This is a genomic window from Novosphingobium sp. AAP1 (assembly GCF_001295765.1).
In the GTDB taxonomy this organism is placed as follows: Bacteria; Pseudomonadota; Alphaproteobacteria; order Sphingomonadales; family Sphingomonadaceae; genus Novosphingobium; species Novosphingobium capsulatum.
This window is the reverse complement of the sequence record NZ_LJHO01000004.1, coordinates 156,941-171,006: the sequence shown is the minus strand read 5'-3', so window position 1 is coordinate 171,006 and position 14,066 is coordinate 156,941. Positions and strand designations below refer to the sequence as shown.

Below are 14,066 nucleotides of genomic sequence, written 5' to 3'. Positions count from 1 at the left end.
CGGGCAGCGCAGCAAGCCCCCTTGCGCGATGCCCAGCCTGCCAAGGGCACTTACACCGCGCCATCACTGGCAATGATCCGGGCGACCGCCTCCTGCTCCACGCTGTCGAGATCGGGATGCCACAGGTCGAAGATCAGCACGACCCGCAGCCGGTCGCTGGGATTGGCGGCCTCGTGCTCGATCGTATCATCGAACACGAACCCCTCCCCCTCTCGCCAGGGCCGCGTCTCCGCCCCCACGCGGAACCAGCAGCCCGGCGGAACCACAAGCGGCAGGTGGCACAGCAGCCGCGTATTGTTCACGCCAACATGGGGTGGAATGGTCGTGCCCGGCGCCAGAAGAGAGAACATCGCATTGGGCGATGCCCCGGGAATACGCGGCTGGGCCACGGTTTCCAGCAAGGCCATCGTCGCCGGGCAGGCCGCGGCGTTGACATCGATGCGGTTGCCCTGGCGCAGCAGGTGAATGGCCGACCAATCGGGATTGCGATTGAGATCGCGCCACTGCGCCAGCGCTTCGTGATCCTCATATTGCAGATAGGGCAGCAGTTCTGCCCGGCCAGAGGCAAGCAGCGCTTCCATTTCGGCCCGGATGATGGGCGTGGCGCGTTCGAACTCAGGCAGCCAGGGAAAGCGGGCGCGAGGATGGAACTCGCGCTCGACCAGGCCGGGATAGTGAAAATGCGTCGGGCAGCTGCGGAATGGCCGGGTGCGCCGCAAGACATTGTTGCGCATGCGGGTGATCCGCCAGTCACGATCGCTGTTTTCGCCGTTGCACAGCGTGCCGATCGCGGCATCGAGCCGCGCCTCGCGCTTTGCACTCCATTCGGCGTGCCAGCGTTCACCGGCGGCCACGGCCATGGCCAGCGGGGCAGGGAGTTCGCCCGACGGACGCTGCGCCAGCGCCTCGTGCCAGGCACGGCCAGCCTCATCGGGCGCGAGGCGCTCCAGCAGGCTGGCGCGCAAGGCCAGCGCCATGAAATCCAACGGCGCCAGGGCCAAGGCTTGGTGCACGGCATCCAGCGCGCGCTGCGGCTGGCGCAGGGCGCGGCGCAACCCCGCCAGGCGCAGCCACGCCTGGTCCAACGCCACCTGTCCGGGTGGCGCCTGCGCAATGATGTTTTCCAGCGCTTGCGCCGCGCTGGCCAGATCCCCCCGGTTTACATGATTGTCTACGTCTTGCCTTATCCTGTCTTGCCATGCCCCCTGCATGATCTTCCCCGTCCAAACACCAGGCCCCCCCGGGCCTGTTCAACGCGTATCAGTCCGGCACCGGCCAATCCGGCAGGCGCTCGTCCTCAATTCCATAGCCAAAGTGATCTGCCCAAGGACGCAGCACGTCCATGATCGGCGCCAGGTGGCGTTCGTACCGGCGCCAGCGCCCGCTGGCGCGGCGATAGAGCGGCTCGGTCACCTGGGAATAGCTGGCGCTCGACACCAGCCCTCGATCGCGCGCGGCGCGGGTATGATCGATGCGGTCGGCCGGATAGGCCAGCCCGGCCCAGTCGAACAACGGACGCAGCACGCGCTCGGAATCCTCAACCAGCCGTTCATAGACGACCGTTGCCACCGGCAGATCGAACAGCACGCGGGCCTTTTCCCAATGCGCGAAGGTCAGGTCATACAGCGCAGCTGCATCGTCCAGATCGAGAAAGTTGGCCATCGCGCTGTTGGTGCGGAAGTGGGTGAGATAGCAACTGAGCACGACATCGCAGGGATGGCGCAACGACAGCACGAACTGCGCATCGGGAAACAGGCGACGGATGATCGCCACCTTGTTGAGATGCAGCGGCTGCTTGTCGACCACGATGCGGCCCGAGCAATCACCGCACAGCGCATCGACCTTGGCAAAATAGGCATCGCGGGCCGCGGCCACCTGTGCCGGGCTCGCCTGGTCGAGCGCGGCCACGCCGCCCAGCGCGGCCTCTGCCTCGACGATGAACGGCTCTTCCTCCAGCACCGCCACATCGGGATCGGCCATCAGCAGCGTATCGAGCAGGGTAGTGCCCGATCGCGGAAAGCCCACCAGAAACAGCGGGCTGGCGCGCGGCGAGGGCGGCGGCGGCGGCGTCCAGCCCGCCAGCCATGCTGGTGATAGTTGATCGGCGGCCTGGGAGATGGCCTCGCGATAGGCGCGTGCCCGCTCGCGCGGCCCGGTTGGATCGTTCTGCCAATGCGCGTTCATCGCGGTGAACGCGGCAAAGGCCTCGTCGTGGCGACCGAGACGATCGAGCAGCAGGCCGCGCAAATGCAGCGTGCGTTCGGGAGCCATCGCATCGCCGACGCGGTCGAGTGCTGCGAGCGCTCCCACAGCGTCCCCGATGCGCTTGAGGTGCAATGCCTCGATAAAGGCGCGCGAGCCGTCGTCAGCGCCCACCTCCGCCGCAATCCGGGCCAGATCGGCAATTTCATCCTCGCGGTTGATGCGTTCCAGCACGGCGGCGAGCCCGGCATAGGCGCTGCCCATCGCCGGATCGAGCGTCATCGCACGGCGATAGGCGGCTTCTGCTTCGGCAAAGCGATTGGTGCGGCTGCCTTCGGCGCCAAGATCGTGATGCAACGCGGCATCGTCCGGGCTCAACCGCGCCGCTTCGGCCAGCGCCGCAAAAGCGGCCGCATCATCACCGCGGACACGGTGAATGGTATGTTCGGCGATCAGCAGCTTGGCATCATCGGGCCACAGCTGACGGGCCTGCGCGAGGTCACGCTCTGCCGCGTCCAGTTCGCCGGCGGCAACCAGGACATTGACGAGATTGACGCGGATCGGCGGCGAATCCGGGGCCAGTTGCACGGCGCGGCGCAGCGCACTGATCGCCCCGGTTAGGTCGCCAGCCGCCTCCAGGGCATTGCCCAGGTTGTTCCAGGCGCTCCAGTCTTGTTCGGCCGCCGCCACGACGATGCGGTAATAGGCGATGGCAGCCGCGGCATCGCCCAGTTCCAATGCGACGGCACCACCCAGCCGCGCCAGGCGAAGGCTGCGGTCGGCCCGCGCCAGCGCCGGCGTGATCAGTGCCAAGGCACGCGCCATGTCGCCCGTGCGATAGAGGGACTCGGCCAGGTTGGTCCTGACGGTCATATCGTCGGGGCGCTGGGCATGCGCCGTTTCCAGATAGGGAATGGCCCGTAGCGGCTGCCCGCGCATAGCCTCGATCGCGCCAGCCAGCGCCGCCAGCACCGGATCGCGCGGCGCGGCGGCCACGGCCCGTGCCGCCAGCAGCGCGGCCTCGTCCAGCCGGCCACGCCGCGCGGTGTCGGCAATGGCCTGGAGCGAGGGCGGGGGAAGCTGGGTCTGCATCATCTATCCTGTGGTCGGCAATCGGGCGCATCGCGCCCGGCCTGCCAGTGTGGCAGCGCTGGCGCCGGGCTCAAGGCAAAAAAAGTGGCGACGCACTTTCGCGCGCCGCCACTTCGGTCACGTCACGTAGGGACTATCAGAAGTCGATCGTGATGCTCGAGTAGAGATAGCGACCCAGCGAGTCGTAGGTGCCCGGATAGGTGTTGCCGTTGCAATACACCGAAGCGCAGGCACTGCCGATTCCGGTACCACCCGAGGTCACCAACGGCGGGTCGCGGTCGAAGATGTTGTTCACACCGAACCGCAGCGTCGCCTTGCCCTGGATCCGGGTCGACAGAGCGAGGTCGAAATAGCTCTGCGTCGGGATGCGGGCGTTGAAGTTCGAGTAGTTCGGCGCCGCCAGCGAGGTCGACGAGTTCTTGTATTCCACTTCGACGCTGTCGAAGTAGCGCCACTGCACCGAGAGGTTCACACCAGCCTTGGTGTCGAGACCCACCCGCAGCTTGTGACGCCACTTGGGACGCGGGCTGCCGCAGGTCACGCCGTAGTAGCCGGCGCAATCATAGAGGGCGGTCAGACCGTTATCGACGACATACTTGTCGAGGTAGGTCGCGACGAAGCTGATCGTGCCACGGCCCAGGCCACCCAGCGCGTGGGCGTAGTTGCCGTTGAACTCGAAGCCCTTGGTCTTGACGCCACCGACGTTCACCGGGGTGTCGGTGACGAAGCCGTCCGACGACAGCCACAGCGAGCCTGCGGCGTTGCGGTGGATGAGGCCGCAAGCGGTCGGGTTCAGATCGGTGGTGCAGGCCGCGAGGATCGCGTCGGCGCCATAACCCTGGATCGCCTTCTTCAGCTTGATGTCGAAGTAGTCGACGCTGAAGCTGAAGCCCGGAACGAACGTTGGCTGCAGGATCACGCCGACGGTCTTGGTGGTCGCGACTTCAGGACGCAGCGAACCGTTACCGCCGAGGTAGCCGTTGTACTGTGCAGCGGGGTTCGAGACGGTCTGCTGACCGACCTTGAGACCCTGCAGCAAGCAACCACGGTCGGCCGCCGTGATGACCTTGTCGGCGCACGGATCGGTCGAGCCGTCGAGGCCGACGTAGTTGGGCGAGAACAGTTCCTGGATGTTCGGAGCGCGAACGGCGCGGTTGATCGAGCCACGGACGCGGATATCGCGAACCGGGGCGAAATCGGCGCCGATCTTCCAGGTGTTGGTGTTGAACTTCTGGCCGTTCGACACGCTGTAGTGCGAGTAGCGATAGCCCAGGTTCAGGCTGAGGTTGTAGATGAAGCCATCCTGGACCAGCGGCACTTCGGCTTCGCTGATGAACTCCGTGACGTTGTACGAACCGGAAGTCGACAGGGTCGGCGCGCCCTGACCGGTGAGGTCACCGGTTTCGAAGGCGTTGTCGGTCTTGAGGTCAAGCGATTCGCGGCGGTGTTCCACGCCCAGCGCGATGCTGATGCCGTCCGAAGCGAGCGGGCTCTTGACGCCCATCTGGCCCAGGTCGCCGGTCAACTGGCCGCTGAGCACCTGCTCGGTGGTGTGGCCACGCTGGAAGCCCGAGGCACTCAGATACTTAAGCGCTGCGGGCGAAATCGTGCCGCCGAACACGTCATAGGGCGAGCAGGTCGGGTCGGCGCCGGTCAGCACCGAGCGGCAGACCGCCTGGCCGGTGGCCGGGTTGGTCACGACGTCGAGCGCGTTGGTCAGGCGACGGGCCGAGAACTCGTTGGTGTAGATCTGCGAGTAGTTGACGCGGCCGTACTGGTAATACGCGTCGTAGCTCCAGCCCTTGCCGAGTTCGCCGCGCGAACCGATCAGGGTGCGGAATGCCTGATGCTCGAGATCGCTCTGGCGCGCGCCGCCTTCGACGTTACGACGCAGCAACTGCATGTATGCCAGGTTGTACGGCTGGCCGGTGGTCGGATCGATCTTGTTGATCGGCCCAGGAGCGGCAGTGCCATAGACGTTGGAGTAAGCGGCACGGGTCAGCGGGAAGGTGCCGACATAGCCGACGATCAGGTTGTCGGGGTTGCAGATCTGGTTCTTCTGCGAGGCCGACATGAGCGGGTTGTCGCAGTTGATGGTCAGCGTGTTGCCGAAGTCGCCCGACGGCGCGATCTGCGCCACGGTGCGGTCATCCATGAACATGAATTCCATGTACGGATGGATCGCCGAATTGACTTCGTAATCGACGAAGGCGCCAGCGGTATAGCGTTCGTCAGGACGCTGGAAGTAGTTCAGCGGCGCGAAGTTGTAGCGCGTGCTGCTGTTGGGCGTCAGCGTGCCCGGGCCAAGCGCGCCGAAGGTCGACGAGGAGGAGCCCTGGGGGGTGAACAGGATGTTGCCGGCGCCCGAAGTCGCCGAACCGCCGCACTGCAGCGCGTTGGGATTGCGCGTGCGGTTCTGCACGGTGCACGAGCTGTAGTCGCGCTTGGCCTGCAGGATCGGGTTCGACTTGCGATAGCCGAAGTAGGCCATCGCATGGCCCTGGCCGTCGCCGAATTTGGTGCCGAAAGAGATCGTGGTGTCGAAGTTCGCACCGTCGGCGACACTGCCCTTGGGGTAGCCGTAGCCCGGAACGCCACTGTTGATGCGCGCGTCGAGGATCGACGGGGTGACCGAGTTGCGGTTATTGTGCTGATAGAACCCGTAATTGCCATCGACGCGCAGGCCGGTGAACTCGGTATCGAGCACGAAGTTGACGACGCCGGCGACCGCGTCGGCACCGTAGGTGGCCGAAGCACCACCGGTCAGCACGTCGACGCGCTTGACCAGCGAAGCCGGCACGAAGTTCAAGTCGGCAGCCGAGCTGGTCACGTCACCAGGCATCAGGGTGCGGACCGAGCCGAGACCGCGAAGGTCGACCGTGGCGGTACCAGTGGCACCATTGGCCAGCGTCGAAGACTGCGCCGCGAACACCTGCGGCAGCGAGTTGAGCAGGTCTTCGGTCTTGGTCGTGCCCTGCAGCTTGATGTCTTCCGACGTCAGGCTGGTGATCGGCGCGGTCGAGGTGAGGTTCGGCGAAGCGATGCGCGAACCGGTGACGACGATGGTCTGGCCCGCATCGGCGGGCGCGGCATCGGCCGGGGCGGCGGCGTCTTGCGCAAAGGCAGGCGCAGCCAGCGAAGCGATGGCAAGCGCAAGGCCTGCTGCACCGACGCGATAGGCGGTGGTGTTGATCTTGGTCACTGTTCAGTCCCTTCTGGAGGCAGCCGACCAGTTTGGCTGCCAGGAGCGACAATCCCGGCTTTCCAAAGCAGGCCCGGCCCTTTTGCGAGGGCAGGACGATGCAGCGTTCCACGAAAGCCGGGACCGATGCCGTCTTGTGCGAGATTTTTCGTCGCAAATGAAAGCAGCTTCTCACCGCCCCCCACAAAACGTTTCACTCATGTTGCAACGAAGCAACATGAGTAGCCACCAACCGCAAACATCGCGAAATTTATGCAAATCACAGAGGCATCAAAGCCACATTTCGTTTCAACTGTGTCGGAAATTTGCCCAAGGCCACCGTCGCGGAGCACGTTGTCCAGACGCAAAAAAGGCCGGGTCTGGGTGACCCGGCCTGATCAAGGCCACAGCGATGTGACCCTGCGGCAAAGAATGGCCCGGCGCGCTCCCCGCGGGAAGACGCGCCGGGCCTGCTATCAGAAGTTGGCCGTGACGCGCGCGAAGAAGCTGCGGCCCATCACGTCATAGACGGTCGGGAAGGTGCTGCCCGCCACCGAGGTGGCGCCGCTGGTGTCACCCACGATCGGGGGCTGCTTGTCGAACACGTTGAGCACGCCGAGCGAGAAGGTGTACTTGTCGTTCACGCGGATCGTGGCGGTTTCGTCAAAGTAGCTGACGGCCGGGATGCGGTTGGTCTGGATCTGCGTGTCGGCATCCTCGCTGACCTGGCCGATCAGGCGCCAGCGGGTGGAGAAGTCGACGTTCTTCCAGCCCAGGCCCAGCGTTGCCACGTGCTTCCACTTCGGCGTGGGAATGTCGCAATCCGCACCAAAGCGGCCGGCGCACTGGATCACGCTGCCGCCCACCACCTGATAGTTGGTGATGACGTAGGTGCCGGCAAAGTCGAAGCCATAGTGGAAGCCGCTGCGGCTGCCGCGATGGAAGTTCACGCCGAAGTCGAGACCGCGCGTGCGTAGCGCCGCCACGTTGGCATAGAGCGTATCGACGCCCGCCGTCAGGCCACCCGACAGCGAACCATCGACCGTGCTGCGGTGAATGCCCTGGCAATAGGGATTGGTCGGATCACCCGAGGCAAAGCACTGCGCCACGACCACCGAGGTGGAGTTGGTCACGATCGCATTGGCGATCTTGATGTCGTAATAGTCGGCGGTCAGCGACAGGCCAGGAATCTGGGCCGGTTCGATCACCACACCGGCCGTGATGGTGTTCGACTTTTCCGGCTTGAGGTTGGTGTTGCCGCCGTAGAAGGCATTGACCTGGCCCGAGATCGGACCGGAAATCAAGCCGTTGGTCAGCTGCGCCTGGGTGGCGCCCTGGGCGAGACACAGTGCCGCCGTGGTGCCCGTCACGCCCGAACCGGCGCAGGGATCGGTGCCGAGGTTGCCGGTGCCCAGGGTCTTGGGCAGGTAGAGTTCATAGAGGTTGGGCGCACGCACCGACCGCTGGAAGTTGGCGCGGAACTTGAGGCCCTGCACCGGCGCATAGTCTGCCCCGAACTTGTAGGCCGAAACCCCGCCCGAGATCGAGTAATCCGAATAGCGATAACCGGTTTCAACATCGAGGGCCTGGATGCCGGGCTTGTCCTGCACCAGCGGCATCTTGAATTCGGCGTAGGCTTCCTTGACGTTGTAGCTCTTGTTCGGGATGTTGAAGCCCTGGCCGTAATAGATCAGGTCGCCCGAGGCGTAATCGTCGCTGACTTCGATATCGGCGGTTTCGCGGCGATAGGTCACGCCCAGCGAGATCGCGGCCGGGTTGGCGGCAAACGGGCTGCGCAGGAATTTGACGTCGCCCGACACGTTGCCTTCGGCCACAAACTGGGTGGTGCGATCGTCTTCGGTCGCATTGCGCAGCACATAAGACAGCGCATTCTGCGTGATGCCGTTGGCCGAGAACAGGTCGATCGGCACGCAGCCCTGCGCGCGTGCATCGGCACTGCGGCACATCGCGCCGCCGTTGCCGTCAGACACTGCATCGAGCGCATTGGTCAGCGCCGAATACGACAGGTCGTTTTCCAGCAGCGTGTGCTTGTGCACCTGGGCATACTGCACCGAGGCATCGAACTTCAGGCCGGTATCGAAGAAATCGCCGCGCAGACCAGCCAGGGCCTGCCAGGTTTCGTTGGTGTGGGTTTCGATGCGGCCACCAGCCTCGGTGATGCGGCGGCGGATGCTGATGGTGGAGCTGCCATCGGAATTGATCTGCAACTGCGGATTGGCAGCCTTGTCAAAGAAGGCTTCCTGCTCGGCCGCGTTGAGATACGGATTGTCGGAATAGACATTGAACGGATAGCCCGCCGTGGCCGTCGGCGCGAGGGTCTGGACCGTCTTCGTGTGCTGGTACGAGGCCCAGCCATAGAGCTCGACCTTGTCGCTGACGTCGTAGTTCCACATCGCCATGCCGCCATAGCGTTCGAACGGCGTCTGCGCGTAGTTGATCGGGTTGTAGTTATAGGTGCCATAGTTGCTGGTCAGGCCGCCGGCGGCGGTAACCTGCTGCAGTCCGCCGCCCGGAATCGAGAACAGCGTGGGCGTGGTGTTGGACGAGCCGCAGCTTTGCGACAGGTCTTCCGAGCACAGCGTGCGGCTGGAAAAGTCGCGCGCGGCAAACTTGACGCCATCGCGCTTGGAATAGTTGGTCGACAGGATCAGGTGGCCGCGATCGCCGATGTTGAACCCGCCGGTAAGGCTGGCATCATACTGCGCGCCATCGCCATAGCCGGTGACCTGGCTGCCGGCGTCAAGCTTGAGGCCGGTGAACTTGTCGTCCAGCACGAAGTTGACCACGCCGGAAACGGCGTCGGAACCATAGACCGCCGAAGCACCGCCGGTCAGAACCTGAACGTTCTTGATCAGCGCGGTGGGGATCTGGTTGACGTCGACCGAGCCGGTGGCGTCATAGACCGGCAGGCGCTTGCCATTGAGCAGGACCAGCGTGCGCTGCGAACCCAGGCCGCGCAGATCGAGCGTGGCCGAGCCATCGCCCGGGTTGTTGCTGGCGCCGTTGAGGCCGGCCGAAAACTGCGGGTTGACGCTGAGGATCTGCTCGACCGTGACGGTGTTCACCGACTTGATCGAATCCGCGCTGATCACCGAAACCGGGCTCGATGCCGTCAGGTCAGGGCGCTCGATGCGCGAGCCCGTAACGATGATTTCGCTGCCGGGGGCATCCGTGGCATCAGCCGCGGCGGTGGCGGGCAGGGCCGTGGGGGCAGCATCCTGGGCGAAGGCGGGGCTAGCCAGCGAGGCCAGCGCCATGGCCAGGCTGGCAACGCCAGCATAGTGCAAGGACGAGGGGGTCTTGATCACGATCTATGTCCCTTGTGGGGGGCCGGCGCCCCGCAAAAGAGATCGCGAGACACCGGCCGAGAGCGACAATCCCGACATTCCAGTGCAGCGGTCTGAAAGTTCCAAACCGCTGCCCAGTTCCACGAAGGACGGGACCGATGGCGCGGTTTGTTGTGAGATTTCGGCTGGCTTGAAAGCCGATTGTGCGGAGCCAAAATAAATGGCTTCACTTGTGTGACAATGCGACAACAGTATTTGCAAATACATGAAATTTAATAGTTTAATGTCGAAATATTACGTGCATATCGGCAACAGTCATTTTCTAATGAAACCATATTACCTGTTGGAAAGCATCACCGCAGCCTGCGCCGCGGTACCGTCAGCCAAGGAACAGCAGCGGGTCCAGCCGGCGCATCACCGTGCCCATTTGCCAAGCCAGGGCCCAGTGCAGATGCGGGCCGGTGGCGCGCCCGGTCATGCCCACCGTGCCGATCGGCTGGCCGCGCGACACGCTGTCTCCCACGCGCACCAGATGCGCGCTGCAATGCAGGAACGCGCTGCCCAGGCCCATGCCGTGATCCAGCATCAGCAGGCGCCCTTCCAGCGTGAATGGCGCCTCTGCCGCGAGCACGACGACACCATCGGCCGGCGCCACGAACAGAGTGCCGGTGGGCGAGGCCATGTCCAGCCCGCCGTGATAGGCGCCGGGTTGCCCGCGATAGATCCGCTGTGCGCCGAATCGGCCGGAAAAGCGCCCAGGCGCCGGCCGCACCATGGTTTGCCGCCAGCCCTGGGCCGTGGTGCGCTGCGCCCGCGCTGCATCGATCTGGGCGCGTTCCGTGGCGCGGCGGGCGAGGAATTCGGCATCGGGCACGCCGGGCGGGCGCAGCGGCGCATCGACCCGTTCGATCTGCCAATCGCGCGGCGCCACGGAGAGGGGCAACTGGGTGACGGTTCCAGCGCTATCGGCGATCGCCAGCATGCTCGTGGCGGGCGCATCGCGATCAAACCCGATCAGGAACCCGCGATCGCTGGCCAGCGGCAGCGGCACGCCGTCAAGAGCCAGCGCCGCCGCGCCGGCCGGGGCCACGCCGCGCACCCAGCCACCCTGCGACAGGCGCGCGGCCCAATCGGGCGGCAGCGCGGCGCTGGCCTGGGCCAAGGCACGCAGCGGGCTGGCCAGCCCCGGCAGCGCCAAGGCCGCCATCCCGCCCGCCATCACGGCGCGGCGGGTCAGGCCGGTCATCTCAGCCGGCCTGGCCGAGCAAACGCCGGGTGGCGATTTCCGGGGTGGCATAGGCTTCCTGCAGTTCCGCACTCCAGTAGCGCAGCGCATCGAGCGGGATCGGCACGCCGCTGACGGCGCAGATCACGTGATCGCCCGCCGAAAGCTGGCGAAATGTTCCGGGCATATAGTGCAGGCGCGCCAGGCGGCCGGTGGGAGTCATCAACATGACAGCGGTTTTACGCCCTGCCGCCCGCCTTGGCAAATCACAGCAGCTTGGGCTGCACGCTTTCCGCCGTACCGCGCGGGCGGCTGGCGGGGCGCGCGGCGGCCGGGGCAGGGGTTGGCGAAACCACGGCCGGCTGGGCATCGCTTGTCGCCACATCCAACGCGCCATCGGCGAATTTCAGCGTCAGCGCAGCGCGCGCCGCCGCCGTGGCGCGATCCTTCACCACGTGGCCATCGCGGTCGGTCACCAGGACATAGCCGCGCTGCAACGGCGCTTCGGGATCGAGCGAACGGCGCAGGCGATCGAGCGCCTCCACCCGGCCCCGCGCGTGTTCGATCCGCTGCAACAAGGCCTCGGGCCGCAGGCGTTGCGCCACCAGCCGCTCACGCTCGCGCCCCAGGCGCTGGGTGAGCAGAGCAGGGCGCAGCGCGCCGCCGTGGCGGGCCAGGACGCCGGCGGCAATCTCGGTGCGATGAACCAGCGCGCGGCGCAGCCGGTCCGACAGGTCATCCAGCCGCTGGCTTTGCGGGCTCAGCAGCGCCTGGGCGGTGGGCAGGCGCTGGCTGCGCACCTCCAGCCGCTCGCGCGCATGGGCCAGCAGGCGCGCCAAGGCGCGGCCCCGCCGGGCTTGGAGATCGTGCACTTGCGCAGCCAGTTCGGCGCGCACCGGCACAGCGATTTCCGCCGCCGCCGTGGGCGTGGGCGCACGCAGGTCGGCCGCGAAATCGGCAAGCGTGGTGTCGGTTTCGTGGCCCACGGCGCTGATCACGGGGATCGTGCTTGCCGCAATCGCGCGCACCACCTCTTCCTCGTTGAAGCTCCACAGGTCTTCGATCGACCCGCCGCCACGCGCCACGATGACCACGTCGGGGCGCGGCACCGGCCCGCCTGGGGCCAGATCGGAAAAGCCGCGCACGGCCGCTGCCACTTGCGCAGCCGCGCCCTGGCCCTGAACCAGCACCGGCCAGACCACGACATGGCTGGGGAAACGGTCCGACAGGCGATGCAGGATGTCGCGGATCACCGCCCCGGTAGGCGAGGTGACGACGCCGATCACGCGCGGCAGGAACGGCAGCGCCCGCTTGCGCTGCGGCGAAAACAGCCCTTCGGCTTCCAGCCGCGCCTTGGTCTTGGCCAGCAGGGCGAGCAGCGCGCCTTCGCCGGCAATTTCCATGCGATCGACCACGATCTGGTAGTTCGAGCGGCCAGGATAGGTCGTCAACTTGCCTGTGGCGATCACTTCCACGCCGTCTTCGGGCATGAAGCCCAGGCGCTGCGCATTGCCGCGCCACATCACCCCGTCGAGCCGCGCGCCTTCGTCCTTCAGCGACATGTAGAGGTGGCCCGAGGCCGCGCGCTTCACCCCGGAAAGCTCGCCCCGCACGCGCACGAAGCCGAACCGATCCTCCACCGTGCGCTTGAGCTGCGCAGAAATCTCGGAGATCGACAGGGCCGGGGCGTTGTCGCCGGCGCGTTCGCTCGCTAGGAGCCCGTCCTTGCGAAAGTCATCGTCGTCATTGGGCGCGGAAGGGAAGGCCATGCATATCCTGTTGTTGGGTTCGGGCGGGCGTGAACATGCCCTGGCCTGGAAACTGGCCCAATCCCCGCTGTGCAGCAAGCTCTATGCGGCACCCGGCAATCCCGGCATCGCCCAGGACGCGCAACTGGTGGCGCTCGATGCCAGCGATCATGCCGCCGTCATCGCGTTTTGCAGCGAGCAGCGCATTGGCCTGGTGGTGATCGGGCCGGAAGCGCCACTGGTCGATGGCCTGGCCGATTCGCTGCGCGGCGAAGGCATTGCCGTGTTCGGGCCGAGCAAGGCCGCCGCCCAGCTCGAAGGGTCCAAGGGCTTCACCAAGGACCTGTGCGCCAAGGCCGGCATTCCCACCGCCGGCTATGTCCGCGCCACCAGCGCGCAGGCCGCGCACCAGGCGCTCGACCAGTTCGGCGCGCCAGTGGTGATCAAGGCCGATGGCCTGGCCGCCGGCAAGGGCGTGGTCGTGGCGATGACCATGGACGAAGCCCGCGCCGCGGTGGACGACATGTTCGACGGCCAGTTTGGCGAAGCAGGCGCCGAAGTGGTGATCGAGGAATTCCTCGAAGGCGAGGAAGCCAGCTTCTTTGCCCTGACCGATGGCGCCACCGTGCTGCCGCTGGCCTCTGCCCAGGATCACAAGCGCGTCGGCGATGGCGATACAGGCCCCAACACCGGCGGCATGGGTGCTTATAGCCCGGCCCGCGTGCTGACCCCGGCGCTGGAAGCCCAGGCGATGGCGCAGATCATCGTGCCCACGGTCAAGGCGATGCAGGATGCCGGTACGCCCTATTCCGGGGTGCTCTATGCCGGGCTGATGCTCACGGCCAAGGGCCCGCAGCTGATCGAATACAACGCCCGCTTTGGCGATCCGGAATGCCAGGTGCTGATGCTGCGGCTGGAAACCGATCTGGTCGAACTGCTGCTCGCCTGCGCGGAAAACCGCCTGTCGTCGGTCGAGCCGCCGCGCTTCAGCAGCGATCCCGCGCTGACCGTGGTGATGGCTGCGCAGGGCTATCCCGGCACGCCGAAGAAGGGCGGCGCCATCCATGGCATCGCTGCCGCCGAAGGCACCGGGGCCAAGGTGTTTCACGCCGGTACCGCGCTGGGCGCCGATGGCCAGCTCGTGTCCAGCGGTGGCCGCGTGCTCAACGTGACGGCGCGCGGCAAGACCGTGCGCGCCGCGCGTGACGCTGCCTATGCCGCGGTCGATGCACTGAATTTCGCCGATGGCTTCTGCCGCCGCGATATCGGCTGGCGCGAGATTGCCCGCGAAGGGGCCTGATCGCCGGTTG

Annotated in this window: 8 protein-coding genes; 1 reads left to right on the top strand and 7 read right to left on the bottom strand. The window is 66.0% G+C overall.

The window, feature by feature from the left end; translation table 11 throughout:
• Positions 1 to 50 precede the first annotated feature (50 nt).
• From IP65_RS10465 to xseA, 7 genes are all read right to left on the bottom strand, one after another.
• Positions 51 to 1,091 carry an aspartyl/asparaginyl beta-hydroxylase domain-containing protein gene (locus tag IP65_RS10465; protein WP_167542862.1) on the bottom strand — a complete coding sequence of 347 codons (1,041 nt, stop codon included), beginning with the start codon at positions 1,089 to 1,091 and terminating at the stop codon, positions 51 to 53.
• A 169-nt stretch (positions 1,092 to 1,260) separates the two neighbouring features.
• Positions 1,261 to 3,297 carry a tetratricopeptide repeat-containing sulfotransferase family protein gene (locus IP65_RS10460; RefSeq protein ID WP_231627650.1) on the bottom strand — a complete coding sequence of 679 codons (2,037 nt, stop codon included), beginning with the start codon at positions 3,295 to 3,297 and terminating at the stop codon, positions 1,261 to 1,263.
• Between the two features lie 133 nt (positions 3,298 to 3,430).
• The gene (locus IP65_RS10455) at positions 3,431 to 6,496 is read right to left on the bottom strand and encodes a TonB-dependent receptor domain-containing protein (protein ID WP_231627649.1); all 3,066 of its coding nucleotides are present in this window, start codon (positions 6,494 to 6,496) and stop codon (positions 3,431 to 3,433) included.
• A 455-nt stretch (positions 6,497 to 6,951) separates the two neighbouring features.
• A complete protein-coding gene (locus IP65_RS10450) occupies positions 6,952 to 9,804 on the bottom strand; it encodes a TonB-dependent receptor domain-containing protein (RefSeq protein ID WP_054131676.1) in 2,853 nt (950 codons plus the stop codon).
• 358 nt (positions 9,805 to 10,162) lie between these two features.
• A complete protein-coding gene (locus IP65_RS10445; protein ID WP_054131675.1) occupies positions 10,163 to 11,029 on the bottom strand; it encodes a M23 family metallopeptidase in 867 nt (288 codons plus the stop codon).
• A 1-nt stretch (position 11,030) separates the two neighbouring features.
• Positions 11,031 to 11,237 (bottom strand): DUF2093 domain-containing protein, encoded by a 207-nt coding sequence (locus tag IP65_RS10440; RefSeq protein WP_054131674.1) that lies wholly within the window; start codon positions 11,235 to 11,237, stop codon positions 11,031 to 11,033.
• A gap of 37 nt (positions 11,238 to 11,274) precedes the next feature.
• Entirely contained in the window at positions 11,275 to 12,777 is a 1,503-nt protein-coding gene (gene xseA / locus IP65_RS10435) for an exodeoxyribonuclease VII large subunit (protein ID WP_054131673.1), read from the bottom strand.
• Here xseA and purD point away from each other — a divergent pair.
• Complete coding sequence (gene purD / locus IP65_RS10430) at positions 12,776 to 14,056, top strand: phosphoribosylamine--glycine ligase (protein ID WP_054131672.1); 1,281 nt, start codon at positions 12,776 to 12,778, stop codon at positions 14,054 to 14,056. The genes xseA and purD overlap by 2 nt on opposite strands.
• The last annotated feature ends 10 nt before the right edge of the window (positions 14,057 to 14,066 follow it).